General features: G+C 43.4%; 16 protein-coding genes and 2 tRNA genes. 2 read left to right on the top strand and 16 right to left on the bottom strand.

Going from position 1 to position 15919, the window contains the following annotated elements:
- Positions 1 to 149: 149 nt before the first annotated feature.
- From L870_RS0105860 to L870_RS0105805, 11 genes are all read right to left on the bottom strand, one after another.
- Positions 150 to 1589, bottom strand: a complete 1440-nt coding sequence (locus L870_RS0105860; RefSeq protein WP_028517352.1) for an MATE family efflux transporter — start codon at positions 1587 to 1589, stop codon at positions 150 to 152.
- 86 nt (positions 1590 to 1675) lie between these two features.
- Complete coding sequence (locus tag L870_RS0105855; protein ID WP_019680303.1) at positions 1676 to 1915, bottom strand: hypothetical protein; 240 nt, start codon at positions 1913 to 1915, stop codon at positions 1676 to 1678.
- 126 nt (positions 1916 to 2041) lie between these two features.
- Positions 2042 to 2215, bottom strand: coding sequence for a hypothetical protein (locus L870_RS20110; RefSeq protein WP_341349463.1), 174 nt, complete (start codon positions 2213 to 2215; stop codon positions 2042 to 2044).
- 102 nt (positions 2216 to 2317) lie between these two features.
- Positions 2318 to 2851: a flavodoxin family protein gene (locus tag L870_RS0105845; protein ID WP_028517350.1), complete on the bottom strand. Its 534-nt coding sequence runs from the start codon at positions 2849 to 2851 to the stop codon at positions 2318 to 2320.
- An 8-nt stretch (positions 2852 to 2859) separates the two neighbouring features.
- Positions 2860 to 5028 (bottom strand): flavodoxin, encoded by a 2169-nt coding sequence (locus tag L870_RS18940; protein ID WP_080676359.1) that lies wholly within the window; start codon positions 5026 to 5028, stop codon positions 2860 to 2862.
- A 15-nt stretch (positions 5029 to 5043) separates the two neighbouring features.
- Positions 5044 to 5745, bottom strand: a complete 702-nt coding sequence (locus tag L870_RS0105830; RefSeq protein WP_028517349.1) for a flavodoxin — start codon at positions 5743 to 5745, stop codon at positions 5044 to 5046.
- A gap of 145 nt (positions 5746 to 5890) precedes the next feature.
- On the bottom strand, positions 5891 to 6694 hold the full coding sequence (locus tag L870_RS16755; RefSeq protein ID WP_242836492.1) for an aldo/keto reductase: 804 nt from the start codon (positions 6692 to 6694) through the stop codon (positions 5891 to 5893).
- A gap of 13 nt (positions 6695 to 6707) precedes the next feature.
- Positions 6708 to 7745, bottom strand: coding sequence for an aldo/keto reductase (locus tag L870_RS0105820; protein WP_028517348.1), 1038 nt, complete (start codon positions 7743 to 7745; stop codon positions 6708 to 6710).
- Positions 7742 to 8362 (bottom strand): TetR/AcrR family transcriptional regulator, encoded by a 621-nt coding sequence (locus tag L870_RS0105815; RefSeq protein WP_028517347.1) that lies wholly within the window; start codon positions 8360 to 8362, stop codon positions 7742 to 7744. The genes L870_RS0105820 and L870_RS0105815 overlap by 4 nt, the downstream gene beginning before the upstream one ends.
- 575 nt (positions 8363 to 8937) lie before the next feature.
- A tRNA-Ser gene (locus L870_RS0105810) sits at positions 8938 to 9026 on the bottom strand.
- Between the two features lie 6 nt (positions 9027 to 9032).
- Positions 9033 to 9117: transfer RNA gene (locus tag L870_RS0105805), tRNA-Leu, on the bottom strand.
- A 241-nt stretch (positions 9118 to 9358) separates the two neighbouring features.
- Here L870_RS0105805 and spo0A point away from each other — a divergent pair.
- Entirely contained in the window at positions 9359 to 10117 is a 759-nt protein-coding gene (spo0A, locus tag L870_RS0105800; protein ID WP_028517346.1) for a sporulation transcription factor Spo0A, read from the top strand.
- 45 nt (positions 10118 to 10162) lie between these two features.
- Here the strand turns inward: spo0A and L870_RS0105795 are convergent, their stop codons facing one another.
- From L870_RS0105795 to L870_RS0105775, 5 genes are all read right to left on the bottom strand, one after another.
- Positions 10163 to 10789 (bottom strand): hypothetical protein, encoded by a 627-nt coding sequence (locus L870_RS0105795; protein WP_051411428.1) that lies wholly within the window; start codon positions 10787 to 10789, stop codon positions 10163 to 10165.
- On the bottom strand, positions 10740 to 11996 hold the full coding sequence (locus L870_RS0105790) for a Yip1 family protein (protein ID WP_242836491.1): 1257 nt from the start codon (positions 11994 to 11996) through the stop codon (positions 10740 to 10742). Before L870_RS0105790 ends, L870_RS0105795 begins: the two co-directional genes overlap by 50 nt.
- Entirely contained in the window at positions 11993 to 12889 is an 897-nt protein-coding gene (locus L870_RS0105785; RefSeq protein WP_028517343.1) for an ABC transporter ATP-binding protein, read from the bottom strand. The genes L870_RS0105790 and L870_RS0105785 overlap by 4 nt, the downstream gene beginning before the upstream one ends.
- Before the next feature lie 75 nt (positions 12890 to 12964).
- Entirely contained in the window at positions 12965 to 14122 is a 1158-nt protein-coding gene (locus tag L870_RS0105780; protein ID WP_028517342.1) for a HAMP domain-containing sensor histidine kinase, read from the bottom strand.
- Complete coding sequence (locus L870_RS0105775; RefSeq protein ID WP_028517341.1) at positions 14110 to 14781, bottom strand: response regulator transcription factor; 672 nt, start codon at positions 14779 to 14781, stop codon at positions 14110 to 14112. The genes L870_RS0105780 and L870_RS0105775 overlap by 13 nt, the downstream gene beginning before the upstream one ends.
- Before the next feature lie 198 nt (positions 14782 to 14979).
- Here L870_RS0105775 and L870_RS0105770 point away from each other — a divergent pair, with 198 nt between their 5' ends.
- A complete protein-coding gene (locus L870_RS0105770) occupies positions 14980 to 15849 on the top strand; it encodes a BREX-1 system adenine-specific DNA-methyltransferase PglX (RefSeq protein WP_028517340.1) in 870 nt (289 codons plus the stop codon).
- Positions 15850 to 15919 lie beyond the last annotated feature (70 nt).

Here is a 15919-nt window from a genome sequence, read left to right as displayed (position 1 = left end):
AGTACTGCGTGTGTCATTGCATAGTATTTTATTAACTTTAAAATTATACACCAGATTTTTGGTGATTTCAAGAGCCAAAGAATAAAATCTCCTTTAAGCGCACGGGAATAAGTGAGTTGTTGATTGTTTTTGTGCGTAAATGCAATGATTTAATGCAAGCTTGCAGATGCAAGTTCGCCTATGTGCTGTTCTTTCTTACCCGTTCCAAGCTGCTTGTATGTCCTGATGATAAGGAACAAAGCGACAGCAAATGTCAGAATATCCGACACGGGCATGGAGTACAGCACACCGTCCAGTCCGAAGAAAAGTGGCAGAATTACCGCAAAGCCAACGCCGAATACAATCTCCCTTATCATGGAAAGCGCTGTCGATTCAAACGCCTTGCCCATAGCTTGCAGGAAGATGAAACATGCCTTATTCACGCAGGCAAATATCATCATGCAGAGATAAATGCGGAATGCGTGTACAGCGAAATCGGTGTAATAGCTGCTCTCGTTCGCCGCACCGAATATGCCGATAAGCTGACGGGGAAAAAACTCCACGAAGATCAGAGCTACAGCACCGACGGTTGCTTCCGCTGTCAGCAGTTTGGTGAACAGCTCACGCACTCTCAGTCGAAGCCCTGCGCCCATGTTGAAGCCTACAATAGGGATACAGCCAGCTGCCATACCGACTACGATAGAAATAACGATCTGGAAGAATTTCATGACGATACCGACCACCGCCATTGGTATCTGTGCATACTGCTCTTGCCCGAAAATATTGTCCATTGCACCGTATTTGCGTATCATATTATTGATCGCCGCCATAGCCGCTACAAGGGAAATCTGAGAGAGAAAGCTGGTAAGACCGAGTGTCAGCGTTTTGCGGATAATGGTGCTTTCGGGCTTGAAATCAGGCTTTGCAGGTTTTACGAGTTTCATGCTGCAGAGATACCACACAGCAAGTCCTGCCGTAACTATCTGTCCGATAACAGTTGCGACCGCAGCTCCCATCATACCCCACTCGAAAGCGAAAATGAAGATTGGATCAAGTATCATGTTCAGAACTGCACCTGCAAGTGTCGAGATCATAGCGAATTTTGGGTTTCCATCCGCACGGATAACAGGGTTCATAGCCTGCCCGAACATATAGAACGGGATACCAAGCGAGATATAGAAGAAATATTCTTTTGAGTGGCGGAATGTTTCCTCATTGACCGTACCGCCGAACATAGCGATGATGCCATTGCTGAATATTAGGTACACGACACAGAGGATAATACTGCTCACAATCGTCATAAGCACGGAGTTGCCGACGCTTTTCTTTGCCTTGTCAGGTTCGCCTTTGCCGAGGCTCAAGCTCACAAATGCACAGCAACCGTCACCGATCATAACAGCGATAGCAAGAGCGATGACCGTCAGCGGAAAGGCAACGGTATTTGCGGCATTCCCGTAAGAGCCGAGATAGCTTGCATTTGCGATGAAAATCTGGTCTACGATGTTGTAGAGAGCACCTACGAGCAGAGAGATGATACACGGCACAGCGTATTTTTTCATCAGCTTGCCAACTGGCTCTTGTCCTAAGAATTGATTTGCGGTTTGTTCCATAGTATTCCTCCTAAAAAATACAGCGTGAGGCAGAAAGCTGGATTTATGCTTACGCCACACGCTGTTTTTAACAATATTCAGTAGTATCAGTCGAGATATGAGCCGACAGGAGCTGTATTGTACTGCTTCTTGATCTTGATGATAACAGAGCCATCAGGCTGCTCCGTTTCCTCGATTATCTTGTACTTTGTTCTTGTTCTTTCAAGTGAAGCTTTGTACTTTTCTATTTCTTCTTTCACGAGCTTGACAGCGTAGTCGTGACCGACATCTTCCTTGAGCATAAAATGCAGTGTCTGGCAGATACACGCTTCTTTGATTCTTTTCATTATGACTTACCTCCGTAAAAATAATAAAACGAGCAGCAATAACCGGACTTACGCAGAATTGCTACTCGTTATGTACTAATTATATCAATTATTTTAGGATTTTTCAAAGGCATTTTTGCACAAAGATTATGCGATATGCTTTTCGATATATTCGACAACTTCACTCCTGTCAATATCAAGAGCAAAAGCAAACTCCTCAAAAAGCATATTTTCTGCAAGGCTGAGGTAATTCTCGTCCGTGGAACGGAGCTTCTTTCCGCTTTCGGCAAGCTCCTTACGGCGCAGATACAATGTTTTTATGAGTCTGATGATCTCGTGCTTGTCGGCATCCTTTATGATACGGCTGTATTCTTCCTTGCGGAAAAATATGCTACTAATTTCTTGTTCATAAGATTACCTCCGTTATAATGATCTTCCTAAATTGTATGCCTGTTCGGGGTATTTACTCGACCGTGTCATAGATGGACTTCCGCAGCCATAGCCAAGTACCATACCTTTGTCTTCAAAATTGATGTACCTCACCAGCGTTTTGTAATGAGCTGTCAGTGCATCAAATGTCCAGTCATCAGCGTTCCACGCAACTGTCAGAAGTACAGATTTCAGATGTCTGCGGTTCAGACTGCTGTTGTATGCGCAGAAACGGTCAACCACTGTTTTCAGCTGTGCGCTCATTCCGTAGTAATAAAGGGGAGTAGCAAACACCACCATATCACAGCTAAGCAGCGCTTTTCGGATATACTCGTTCTCATCACACTGAACGCAGTCGCCCTCGTAACCGCAGGCAATACAGCCAGTGCAGGGACGGATATCTGCATGACAGACATCTATCACTTCGACATTGTGACCGCTTTCCTCTGCACCTTTTTTGAAGCTGTCAACGAGTATGCTCGTTGAGCCTTTTTTGTTGGGACTTCCCATAAGTATTACTATTTTCATTTTGCACCTCACTTTTCTTCAATGCCGTTTTCTTTGATCCATTCAGATATGTCATCATCGAGTGTACTGCCGCCTGAATAATGCACTGATAAGCCCTCACCTATATCAGAATCCGGTGCAAGCTTTGCTATCGCTGTCAGGCTTTGTCCGAAGCGTCCGCCTCCGTGTGAGCAGAACGGAATGATAGTCTTTCCCGAAAAGTCGTAGCTTTCAAGGAAGGTCGCTATTGGCATCGGTATAGATGCCCACCAGTTGGGATAGCCCAGCAGGATAATGTCATACTGCTCCATATTGTCGATATGCTCGTTCAGCTCCGGACGGGCATTTTTGTGCTGATCCTCCTGTGCTTCCATAAGGACAGTGTTATAGTCTGTAGAATAAGGCTTCGCGGGTGTCAGTTCAATAATATCGGCATCAATACGGCTGTCAATATTGTGAGCAATATCTCTGGTATTTCCGCTCCATGAAAAGTAGGCGATAAGGACTTTTCCGTCCTTTTCGGGCTTTACTTTTTCCTTCGCAGTCAGTTTTGGGTCGGGTGCATTATCAGCATTTCTGACAAGCCTTACGCCAAGATTATAGCTTTTCATATCAGCCTGACCGGCGGCACGGTAGGCACTTCGCATATTCTTTGCAAAATCATTCCAGCCGCCGCCCCTGTAAACATGGCGAGTGCCGCTTTCAGCACCTGTAGGGTCAACAGTCTGTGAGGTATCGTATTCACCGTAATAGTCCCAGCACCATTCGTTCACGTTGCCGTGGCAATCGTACAATCCCCACGCATTGGGCTTAAAGCTGCCGACTTCAACAGTGGTCTGCCGATATTCTCCGGGACGGGCTTCAAGTACCTCATCATCAAAATAGTTTTCCTCTATTTCATATGGGTAATGCCCGTAGAAATTGGCATCATCGGCACTGAGAGAATGCTCTGTATTAAACGGCGTTTGCGTTCCTGCACGGCATGCGTATTCCCACTCCGCTTCTGTGGGCAGACGGTAACCGTTAGCCGACCTGTCCCACACTACCTCACCGTCACCGATCGTATACGCAGGTGTCAGTCCTGCCGCCTTGCTTCTTGCATTGGCATACTTCACCGCTTCAAGCCATGAGATATTGTCAACAGGCAGACCTTCACCGTCAAAGGTGCTTGGATCGCTGCTCAAAAGTGCTTCGTAGTCGGACTGCAAGGCTTCATAAGGGTCTATATAAAACGCTGAAACCGTTACTTCGTGGAGCGTTTCATCATCAATGCGCCAGTTCTCCGAATCGGGACTGCCCATATTGAAGCTGCCTCCCTCAATCAGTATAAAACTGTCATTTACGGCGGTTGAAACAGTCGTATGATCCTGAGCGATTGTATCAGGTTCCTTTTGTTTCGCTGTAGTCTGAGCAGATGTGCTCTGTGCATTCTGCCAACTTGAATTCCACAAGCCGTTTTCGGTGCTGCTTTCTTTCACTGCAAGATTCAGCACAATACCAATGATAACAGCAATAAAAAAACATATCAGCGGCTTCAGAGAATACTTTTTATCCTTGCCCTTTGTGGTAACCTCCGACAACACATACCCCACAAGCACAAAAAACAGCAGCATTGCAAGGTTTTGCAGAATGATCAGCCATTTTGCCGTAGTGTAGTCAAGAAAAGCAAAGTGCGTTTGGAACGTGATATAGTTTATGATACCGCTTTTCAGAAACAGCCATAGTCCCACACCTGATAAGCCTGTGAGGATAGCATTGAAAACAATTTTGCCATTGTCTGGCAGCTTTGCTGTCATTGCTTTCATATGCAGACCTATATGGATACCCATAAGGATAAATGACCAATATGACATTGCAAGGTGAAGTTTTCTTGCTGTCATAACATTGATAAGCCCATACATAAACGGAACTGCGTGTCCGCTCATAGCCATTCCGCTGAGTGCCGTAAGAGCGATAGCTGCAAGTAAAAGCATGTTTACCGCAGTCATAGTGATACGGTAGGGCGTATATTTTCCCTTGAAAACAGACTGATACCATTTGCGGTTGAGGATATGATGAAGTATCAGCGTTACGGTCATACCGATACCCAGCCACTCATGCAGCACATCGCTTGTCACCTGATATGCCATAAGAAACAGCAAAAGGACTGTCAGCACCGCATCGACTATTCTTTTGATGATACCTGTCTTTGTCTGCATAACAGCCCTCCCTGTTTAATTCATACTGTTTATCCAGTCCTGTATCTTGCTCTCGGATATGCCTGCATCAAGCCTGTCTCCATCAAGCCATTTCCCACTGCCGGCCTGCGATGCAAGGTTACTTCCACTCCTGCCGATGCCGCTGCCGCCAGAGGTGCAGAAGGGAATTACAGTCTTGCCGTCAAAATCGTGTGCCTCAACGAATGTACTCATTATTCTGGGCGCATCACCCCACCAGATCGGATAGCCGATGTAAACAGTGGTATAGCTGTCCAGATTAACTGTATCATTTGCGATAGCAGGACGTGCCTTCTGATCGTTCATCTCGATTGTCGTGCGGCTGTTCTTGTCGTTCCAGTCAAGGTCTGCGTCAGAGTATGGCTCAGCAGGAATAAGCTCAAAAATATCGGCATTTGTGACACTTGCGATACGCTCTGCTACTCCCTTTGTGGTGCCTGTTGCAGAGAAATACACAACTATCGTGTCCTTTCCGCTGCTCTCAGCAGTATCCGGATTCTCCGGCTGCTTCTCAGTCTGACTGGAAACAGCTTTATCTTCATCCGGCTTTTCTGCTTCATTATCTTCGGCGGACTGATCCGTCTGCACTTCCTGCTGTACGGCAGTTTCTGCCGGAGCGGAGCTGAGGTCTGTATTTCCGCAACCCGTGATGCACAGCATACACATTGCAGCTAACATTGAAAGAATAATCTTTTTCATACATTTCACCTGTTTATTTCATTTCCTTTTCCCAGAAACGGATAACATTCAGACTAAGACTGTCGGCAACGCTTTCAAGCTCCTTAACCTCATCGGCAGTCAGCGTTATATTTGCTGCCTTCACTGCGTCCTCAACATGGCTGACCTATGTTACACCGATGATCGGCAGAGTACCCTTTGCGATCGCCCACGCAACAGGAACCTGTGCGATTCCTACGCCGTATTTTTCAGCGATCTTGCCGAGAGCCTTGTTCATGATCTCCAGCTTGTCGAGAATGGGGTTATAGCTGTCAGCTCTTGCGGAGCCTGCGGGCATTGGGTGAGCAGTATCATACTTGCCGGAAAGTGCGCCCTGTTCAAGCACCATATAGGAGAAGAACGTAATGCCATTTTCATTGCAGTAGTCCAGAATACCGGACTCCTCCGAGGAACGGTTGATAAGGCTGTAATGGTTCTGAACCGCTGAGAGTTTCAGACCATGCGCTTTGAGGATTTCATCCGCCTGCTTTATCTCCGCAAGGTTATGATTAGAAACACCGATCATTGGCACGTTGTCTTTACCCTCAAAGTATTTTGCAAGCTCCTCTGTCCATTTAGGAGCGTCCCAGACATTGTGGATCCAGTAAATATCAAAGCGGTCAAGCGCCATAAGTTTGAGCTGCATCTCGATCATATCTTTCATGGCTGTCGGAGATGAAGCATCAGCACACTGGGGTGTGAACTTGTCTGAAATCAGGAAGCTGTCTCTCGGCAGGTCTTTCACGAAGCCTGCAAGCACCTTCTCTGAAGTACCCATACCGTAAGCATAAGCGGTATCCCACAGATTCAGACCGTTTTCCATAGCCTTGTCAAATATGGGGCGGAGAGTATCCGCTGTCAGGCTGCCGCCGAATGTTCCGTCATTTCCCCATGCCCACGCACCGAGAGCGATCTTTGGTAAATTGTTCATATTGATTTCCTCCTTAGATTTTCTGATTGCCCGTACCCCAGACGTGTTTGTCATTCTTGTTTGCAGGCTTGTTCTGCGCCATAACGCCTGCCAGCGCATGAGGGACATAGGGTTCTTCGAGATAAGCGATTTCCTCAGCAGTCAAATTTAAATCGACTGCCTTTGCAGCACCCTCAATGTGATGCAGTTTCGTCGCACCGACAACGGGGGATGTTACCTTTATCAGCAGCCACGCAAGAGATACCTCTGTCATTGAAACGCCGTGCTTTTCAGCAAGCTCTGCAACTCGGCGGATGATAACTTCATCCTGTTCTTTCGTGGCATCATACTTGAATTTTGCATAGTTATCTTCTTCGGCACGTTTTGAAGTTTCGCCGGGAAGTCTTGATAGTCTGCCGCTTGCAAGGGCACTGTATGGTGTCATAGCGATATTGTCTTCAGCGCAGAGCATAGCCATTTCTCTCTCCTCCTCACGGAAGATCAGATTGTAATGTCCCTGAACACTGACGAACTTTGCAAAGCCTTCTTTCTCAGCGAGAGCATTTGCCTTTGCAAGCTGCCATGCATAACAGTTTGAAATGCCGATGTACCTTGCCTTTCCTGCCTTGACGATACGGTCCAGACCATCGAGTATATCGTAGATAGGCGTATTCCAGTCCCACATATGATAAATGTACAGGTCCACATAGTCCATTCCGAGATTTTCAAGGCTCTTGTTTATCATACGCTCTATATGCTTCTGTCCGCTGATACCTGCCTCAATATCCGCATGAGTTCTCGGCAGGAATTTTGTTGCAACCACAACTTCATCACGCTTTGCAAAGTCACGCAGTGCTCTGCCGACATACTGCTCGCTGGTTCCGGACTGATAACCGATCGCGGTATCATAGAAGTTTACGCCGAGATCAAGCCCGCGCTTGATGATCTCACGGCTGTGCTCCTCGTCTATCGTCCATGAGTGCTGACCGTTTGACGCATCACCGAAGCCCATACAGCCCATACATATCCTCGAAACGTTCAGATCTGAGTTACCAAGTTTTGTGTATTTCATTTTGTACCTCCTAATAGTTGCATCACGCAGGAATAAATTATCTCATATATGCTGTGCATCCTGAATTTCATTTTTGCATCACGCATGGCGTCAAGCTGTTTTTGTGTCGCTACCGAATACGGATATACACCGAACAGAAACGGAAAGAATACGAAGATAAAGCTTTCGCAGTCCGTTGCGGGAAAGAATTTTCTGACACATACTCTCACTGCATCAAGAGAAGCACCGTAAGCGACCTTGAACTCCGTCAGCCGTTCGGGGCGAGAGTTTTCCTCCATATCGTAGTGATTCATCGCAAGGAGCTTCAGAAGCTGCTCGTGTTTTTCAAGAGAGTGTGCAAGTGCTGATGAAAACTCCTCAGTGGTCATAGTTTCATTTTCCTTTGCAAGCTCGTTCATTTCCTCAGCCCACAGCTCGTACTCACGCTGCATCAGGGCAAGAAAAATTTCCTCTTTCGTCTGAAAATAGTTGTAGATAGAAGTCCTTGTGAATGATGTCACAGCACCTATATCCTTTATTGTGATCTCCTTGAAGCTCATTGTCTGATAGAGCTTTTCGCAGGCGTTCACGATCTCTTCCTTACGTGAAGCTGTCAGCTCCGGTGAACCTTTTGGCATAGTACATTCTCCTTCTTCCTCGTCACAATCAGTGTTTTTTCGCATGGATATTGTCCATTATACGTTGGACAATCTATTCTGACATCGTGTCACTATAGTTAGTATAGCACTATTCTGACACGGTGTCAATATAAAACCCTAACATTTTTGAATTTTCGTCATTACTTACTATATCGGATTTTGTTTTTATAGCAAATTACACAAGCATACTTTATATCAAAAAAGCCTCCCTCGGGAGGCTTTAACTATCATTCAACCGGCAAATCTATAAATGTAGGTTCATGCTTAGCTTCTTTGACATATCCGAGCATATCATCACGGAGCAAGCCTTCTATTAAGTATTGATGTCATATGGAGAAAAAATACTTTATACTTATTCTAAAAAGGCCAGCTCCCTCACGGGAGCTGTCTTATCTATAACATTATATCGCCTTTTCTTCGTGTGAATTCATGTAAAAAACGCCTGTTTTTTCTTCACACGAATCTGCAAAAATGCATTTAAAACTGTTTTCTACAGGCATGAGAAAAGCCTGTATTTCGGTGTTTTTATCGAAATACAGGCTTCTTTAAAAGAGCGGACAGAGAGGGATTCGAACCCTCGATACGCTATTAACGTATACACGAGTTCCAGTCGTGCGCCTTAGACCAGCTCAGCCATCTGTCCATACATTGGTGCGAGTAATGGGACTTGAACCCATACGTCTCTCGACACACGCCCCTCAAACGTGCCTGTCTGCCTATTCCAGCACACTCGCAAAGTACTTAAATATTATACAGCAAAACAATAATAATGTCAATAGACGTCAAAATATTTTTTTATTATTACCTACATTGATATATAATATAACAAATAAAAATATAATTCGCCATAAGCAAAAACAATAAAAATACAAAATATCTCAAAATTCGACAATTTACGCTAAAACCACCTATTGAAATTCCTCTACAACGGGTGTAGAATAGTAAACATAGTAACAAAAGAAAAGGAGTCCTAACATGGAAAATGAAAGAATCAAAGTATTGATCGGTGACGATTCAGCATCAAACGGAGTAAAAGTAGCAGCAAAGCTTAGGGAAAGCGGCATAACAGCCTATACCCGAAGGAAAAATAGCAGAGCGATACTTGATTCCATTCTCAATGACAATCCTGATGTAGTCATGGTAGATCTGACATTACCTGATGCAGATGCCCTGATGATAATGAAGCAGGTAAAGGAAGCTTTTGTTTCACCTCCTGCTTTCATAGTTGTTTCGGATGTAAGAAACAGCTTTATCGAACGTCAGGTAATGGAAAATGGTGCTTCGTACTTCTTGTCAACGCCGTATGATCTTGAAACTATCAGCTATATCGTAAAATCGGTATGCCGAAAACCAATCCCTCTTAACTGTGCCGATACAGAGATCATGGTAACAGATGTTATACAGAAGCTTGGCATTCCTGCACACATCAAAGGCTATCATTATCTCCGTACAGCAATTATAAGCGCTATTGAAGACAGTCATCTTATGGAATGTATCACAAAGCAGCTTTATCCCTGTGTAGCGAAGAAATACGATACTACATCATCACGTGTCGAAAGAGCTATACGCCATGCAATCGAAATTGCATGGGATCGCGGTAATTCAGAGATCATAAACAGCTTTTTCGGCTATACCATAGACAGTTACCGTGGACGTCCGACTAATTCGGAGTTCATCGCACTTGTCACTGACAAAATAAGACTTAAGCTAAAAAATGCATCTATGTCAAACTAATAAACATAAAAATATCAAAAAGCCCGTATCTCTACGGGCTTTTATTTATCTGTCTCTGAATACTCTGCGCAATGGGAATACAGCGGTCGACAGTACAAAAGCTCCTGTCAAAAGCCACTTTTTTTCCGCAAAGCTGCCATGCATCATTGAAAACAGATAGAAATATCCAAGCTTTGTGCCAAATGAAAAATTAAGGATATAATACATCACAGAAGCCATATAGCCTATTATGACATTTCTGCCGATACCAGCAAATGCAAAACCAATTGCTCCAAGTAAAAAAGCAGTTGCCGATGAACCTATAAAATGCCTTACTGTGACCTGTGAATTACAATGCTTCATATACAGCACATATGCACCTATCATAACAGCAGCTATAACCACAGAACACAAAAGTCTTATAATACATACTATATCATGATTAAACTTTTTCGAGCGGACTACATCATATATACTTTCGTTCTGTTCAGGCAAAAATACAGGAGTCATCAGGACTATGCCTATAAGAGGCACATAAACTTCAAGAGGCTGAGCTGCAAGAATACAGTCGAGCTGTGAAAGGCTGAAAAAGATCGGAGAAGCAAGCAGTATTCCCAGTGCAACTATATAATGTATCAGAAAATTATGTTTTACGTCTGAATATACTACCCTTGCCAAACAGCCTGATACCATTAAAGCTTCCTCCCCTCTTCAGTTCATAAATACCAACTGTGAATAAAACCGCTGCTATAGAAATCACCATGTAAAAGACACGGTTAAAAACGAAATTATCCCAATTCATAAGAAATTCGTTTCTGTTTCCCAATGCATTGTGACGGCATATAAACGTAAACTTTCCTATCCGTCCTGATAATCCTGCCGTTCCGCCTGCCATAAGTCCCATAAACCACCATACGAACTGTACAAGTATGGCAGCACCTGCTGACAGTATTTCCGTAACCAACATTCCGGTTGCTGTGGCAGCCATAATATTGGGAAGCAGCCAGAATGTAGGCAGCGTAAACATCGCTGTCATATCTATATCCGAGCCATTATATCTTATAAGTATCTGTATAAGTGCGATGACCATAAATACAAATACAGGAATGAACATTGTTGTCACAAGAGCAATAAAACGAGTGAATACTATGCGTAACGAGGACGATCTGCGCGAATAGACAAGCTCACTCATTCTGCGCCGCCTGTCGGCTGCTGTAAGCGCAGCTGCAACGAATACAGGCAATATCGCAAGTACTATCCCTGCATAGTCACCGAATAATCTTGCATATGCATTTGTTACCCTGTCATCGTTGAAAATGCTGTTATAATCATCAACCGCGTCCTCATATGTCATGGGTACACGGGAGAATTGATAAACCAATCCATCAACAGCGTAATCAGAACCGCCGCCGAGGATATTATCAACATCTTCCATTATATCGGTAAAACGCTCATATGTCATACTCTCGCTTATGGGCATATCTCTAATAGCATATTCGCCGTAATCATGAGTACCGTCCGTAATATAACAAACCTCTGCACTTTTCTTCTTTTCAGCAATACCTGTGCTATCAAGACCTGTGATCTCGCATATGTACTTTTCTATCTTTGCTTGCTCCTCATTATCAAGGTGAACAGCTTTATAAAAACCAAAGGGATAGCATACATACCTGTTTGACAAGAATTCAACTGTCAGTGCGTCTGCAGCTGTTGACATAATAAGATCGTGGTCTTCAACAATCTTTTCACCGTAATCATAGTCACCTTTACTTGGCGGATAAAGCCTTTGACCGCTGTCAATGAAATACTGGCTTATTATCATCAGAATAACGAGCAGACAATATAAAATGTATGTCAGAGAACAAAATATCTTGCCGCATTCTTTTCTGAACAGCATCATTTCTCACCTCCGACAATATCACAGCCGTTACTGTGCAAACAGTAAACATAAGCCCCTTCAAGGTCAGGTTCTGTGAGTACTGTATTCGGCAGATCAGGCTCTGAATCCGATACTATCCTTACTGTAACATAATCCGTCTGTGCAAGCATACCTGTTACTATATACTCGTTTTTTATCTGCGGAAGAAATCTCTTCTCAACATTTGCCGTATAGATATGCCCCTTTACATTTTCAAGTATTTCGTGAACTGTTCCTTTCCAGAGTATCCTTCCTGAGTCCATTATAGCTATATTCTCACAGGTAGCTTCAATATCGCCCACAATATGGGTTGAGAGTATAACTATGCGCTCCTGAGCTACCTCACAGAGCAGATTTCTGAAACGGATACGTTCTTCGGGATCAAGTCCTGCTGTAGGCTCGTCAACTATGAGCACCTTCGGCTCATGTATAAGCGCCTGAGCAATACCGAGCCTGCGCTTCATACCGCCAGACAGTTCCTTTACCTTTTTGTGGCGGTGCTCAATAAGGTTTACCTTCCGAAGAAGCGAAGTAACACGTTTTTTACATTCAATCTTTGGTATGCACGAAAGATACCCGAGATATTCAAGAGCCTCATCGCACTTCATATTGGGATACATTGAAAAATCCTGAGGAAGATAGCCTGTCATCGCTCGTATTTCCTTAGCCTTTTCAATCGGAACACCGCATACTGTTATTTCTCCGCTTTTCTTTTTATGAAGAACAGCAAGTGTTTTCATAAGCGTGGTCTTGCCGGCGCCGTTTCTTCCGAGGAGTCCGAACATTCCCTTTTCAATAGTAAGATCAATGTCAAACAGTGCCTGCTTTTTGCCATAGAACTTATTGACATTTTTTATTACGATCTTTTCGTCCATTTTATCGCCTCCAAAAATAATGACATGATAGCTTTTCCTATCATGTCATTATAATAATCTATGAATTTCAACTTTTTATCTACTTTCTGATTTTTTTACAGAAAATTCTGCCGTGACCTTCCCGCCGCCTTTTTCACCATTGGTAATATAAAGATCACCGCCGCATTTTCTGCATAATAATCGGCAGATGTAAAGTCCGAGACCGAAATGTTCTATCTCATCCTCATTTTCACCGCGGTAAAATGGCTGCCAAGCTTTACGCAGAGCTTCCTCCGAGAACCCCTCACCGTCATCGGAAACCGTAACTCTGAGCCGTTCATTCTCAATTTCTGCAAGGCACTTTATCTCGTTAATTTTATACCGCTCTGCATTTGACACAATATTTTCAAATACCTGCATTATCAGTTCACGGTCACTATAAATAACATCTTCAGCTGCTTCCTTTGCAGTAAATGAAAAAGTATCTTCTCCGCATATGAGTTTTCCTACTTCATCAAAATTACTGCAAAGCTCATTAAATGATATTTTCTCTTCCTCTGGAATGATATCCTCAAGCTTATGTGCCGAGCTCATCTTTTCAGTATAATGCTCAAGACGTTCGATCTGTACACTCATTTTCCTGAGTATATCTGCCTGTTTTTCGGGACTTATCCTTCCGTCAAACTTGTTAACAAGCTCGGTATAACCTTTAAGGACTGTTATGGGAGTGCGAAGATCGTGTGAAAAGGCTGAATTAAGTCTTTTTCGTTCTTCAAGGGATTTCCACAGCTCGTAGTTGCTCGCATACAGATTTTTGCGCATATTCTCAAATGAAACGCAAAGCTTGCCCAATTCATTTTTGCACTCAGTACGGACTTCAAAATCAAGGTCGTCATGAAGTATTCTTTCAGATGCAGATAACAGCGTATCAATAGGCTTTTTGACTTCCGCTGTATAAAAAGCTGTCACAGTGAACCAGATACAAAGGCAGGACCAAAGTGAAACAGCAATATATCTGCCGTAATGAAGCAGATCGTAGATCCACATATCTTCGGGAAGACTGTTCCATACCCGATACTCATCCATTGAAAAATATTCCGGTAAAAACACATTTACATAACGATCAACATACCATCTCTGAAGATAATCGAAAAGCGCATAAATCATCCAGTTACCTATAACGCATATAACAAAGCATACTGCAATGTACTTTACAAAAGAGCCTTTAATTCCGACTTTTTTTACTTTATCCATTTATACCCCATTCCCCACACAGTACCGATATGCTTATCCTCTCCGTATTTTCCCAGCTTTGCTCTTATACGCCTTATATGCTCGGCAATGACCGAGCTGTCACCCTCAGCGTCATAGCCCCAGATCTTTTCGTAAATACGCTCCTTGTCAAAAATCTGTCCGGCATTCAGCGAAAGCAGCTCTATTATGCGGAATTCTTTATTTGCAAGATCAATTATATCATCGCCTGCTGTTATTTTCTTCTCGGTATAATCAATGACAAGATCACCGTAAAACCGAACATTCTTTGCCGCGCTGACGCGCCTGTCCCTGCGGATATGAGCAGCTACGCGAGCTCCGAGCTCGTCAAGTGAAAATGGCTTTATTATGTAATCATCTCCACCTGCCGCAAAACCGTTTATCTTATCCTCGTCTTCGACTTTAGCAGTCAGAAAAAGTATCGGACAGCTTACGTGGTCTCTTATTTTCTGACACACCTCAAAGCCATTGCCGTCAGGCATATTCACATCAAGAAGTATGATATCGGGAGATTTTGATACTGCTTCAACTGCCTGTGAACCGCTGTACGCCGTATATACACAGTATCCCTCAAGCTCAAAATAATCCTTCAGTAATCCTACAACGTCCTTTTCATCATCTGCGATAAGTATACTGTACATATTTTCCGCTCCTTTCCGTATTATTCTAAAACCGAAAAATCAACTTTTTATCAACTGTTTTATTATAACTCCAAATACTTCTGTTGTCAATTGTGATCATATGTTAATTTTCATTTTTTATTCAGTTGTTTACCTTGTTAACATTGATTTATCCGTAAAAGTATGTTATAATTGTAACAAAAAAACAGGAGCAATATCATGTCAAAACTGATATCAGATAAATTTAAAGAATGGGAAAAGCTTTGCGACGAGCGTTTCACCAGACTTAAAAAAAACGAAGAAAAGATCAATAAATTTTTTATCTCCGCATACGGTCTTGAAAAGGAGCTCACACCTGATGTAAATGATGAGGACGTTACTGTGCGCCGTGCTGAACTGCAAAGAGAAATAAAAAGCCTTATAAGCTATGCAGTAGGCTGTATCTTCGGGCGCTATTCACTTGACCGTGACGGCCTTTGCTACGCAGGGGGAAGCTGGGACTCCTCTGCATATTCCACTATTATCCCCTGCACCGACAATATTATGACTGTAAACAGTTCCGACAGCGGTCTGACGGCTGCTGTCATAAGCTTCATCGAAAAAGCTTACGGACAGGATACTCTTAACGAAAACCTTTCCTATATCGCTGTAGCTCTCGGCGGCAGCGGCGATGCCCATGAAGTGCTATATGACTATCTGAGAAAAAGCTTTTTTAAGGAGCATTGTAAGGTATACCGAAAGCGCCCGATATACTGGCAGTTCACATCGGGAAGCAAAAAAGCTTTTAAAGCAATAATGTATATTCACCGCTACACACCCGATACACTGTCGGTACTGGAGAAAAAATACGCGCTCCCCTATTTTGAACAGTTAAAAAGCAGACTATCAGCTCAAAATACGCAGCACAGACTCTCCAACGGCAGTGAAAAAACAGCCATACGAAGAAACATAAGCCGAACACAGGCACTTATAACTGAAATGGAAGGCTTTATACAGCGGCTGCATATACTGGCAGAAGAGAAAATAGCCCTTGACCTTGATGACGGCGTAAAAAACAACTATGAAAAGCTAAATGATATACTCGAATAAACTCTGCTGCACCCACAGATAAGGTAATTTTTTCACTTGACTTTTATATATTATTAATGTATAATAATCG

This window comes from Ruminococcus flavefaciens ATCC 19208 (assembly GCF_000518765.1).
Lineage (GTDB): Bacteria > Bacillota > Clostridia > Oscillospirales > Ruminococcaceae > Ruminococcus > Ruminococcus flavefaciens.
The sequence above is the reverse complement of the archived record's forward strand: the minus strand, read 5'-3'. Positions and strand labels throughout refer to the sequence as shown.

Excerpts from the sequence above, each read along its gene's own strand:
- L870_RS0105845 (WP_028517350.1), bottom strand. The coding sequence starts at position 2,851 with ATGAAAATAGTAATACTTATGGGAAGTCCCAACAAAAAAGGCTCAACG.
- L870_RS0105790 (WP_242836491.1), bottom strand. The coding sequence starts at position 11,996 with ATGATGCTGTTCAGAAAAGAATGCGGCAAGATATTTTGTTCTCTGACA.
- L870_RS0105780 (WP_028517342.1), bottom strand. The coding sequence starts at position 14,122 with ATGGATAAAGTAAAAAAAGTCGGAATTAAAGGCTCTTTTGTAAAGTAC.
- L870_RS16755 (WP_242836492.1), bottom strand. The coding sequence starts at position 6,694 with ATGAACAATTTACCAAAGATCGCTCTCGGTGCGTGGGCATGGGGAAAT.
- L870_RS0105775 (WP_028517341.1), bottom strand. The coding sequence starts at position 14,781 with ATGTACAGTATACTTATCGCAGATGATGAAAAGGACGTTGTAGGATTA.
- L870_RS0105820 (WP_028517348.1), bottom strand. The coding sequence starts at position 7,745 with ATGAAATACACAAAACTTGGTAACTCAGATCTGAACGTTTCGAGGATA.
- L870_RS0105815 (WP_028517347.1), bottom strand. The coding sequence starts at position 8,362 with ATGCCAAAAGGTTCACCGGAGCTGACAGCTTCACGTAAGGAAGAGATC.
- L870_RS18940 (WP_080676359.1), bottom strand. The coding sequence starts at position 5,028 with ATGCAGACAAAGACAGGTATCATCAAAAGAATAGTCGATGCGGTGCTG.
- L870_RS0105830 (WP_028517349.1), bottom strand. The coding sequence starts at position 5,745 with ATGAAAAAGATTATTCTTTCAATGTTAGCTGCAATGTGTATGCTGTGC.
- L870_RS0105785 (WP_028517343.1), bottom strand. The coding sequence starts at position 12,889 with ATGGACGAAAAGATCGTAATAAAAAATGTCAATAAGTTCTATGGCAAA.
- L870_RS0105795 (WP_051411428.1), bottom strand. The coding sequence starts at position 10,789 with ATGGTATCAGGCTGTTTGGCAAGGGTAGTATATTCAGACGTAAAACAT.
- L870_RS0105855 (WP_019680303.1), bottom strand. The coding sequence starts at position 1,915 with ATGAAAAGAATCAAAGAAGCGTGTATCTGCCAGACACTGCATTTTATG.
- spo0A (WP_028517346.1), top strand. The coding sequence starts at position 9,359 with ATGGAAAATGAAAGAATCAAAGTATTGATCGGTGACGATTCAGCATCA.
- L870_RS0105860 (WP_028517352.1), bottom strand. The coding sequence starts at position 1,589 with ATGGAACAAACCGCAAATCAATTCTTAGGACAAGAGCCAGTTGGCAAG.
- L870_RS0105770 (WP_028517340.1), top strand. The coding sequence starts at position 14,980 with ATGTCAAAACTGATATCAGATAAATTTAAAGAATGGGAAAAGCTTTGC.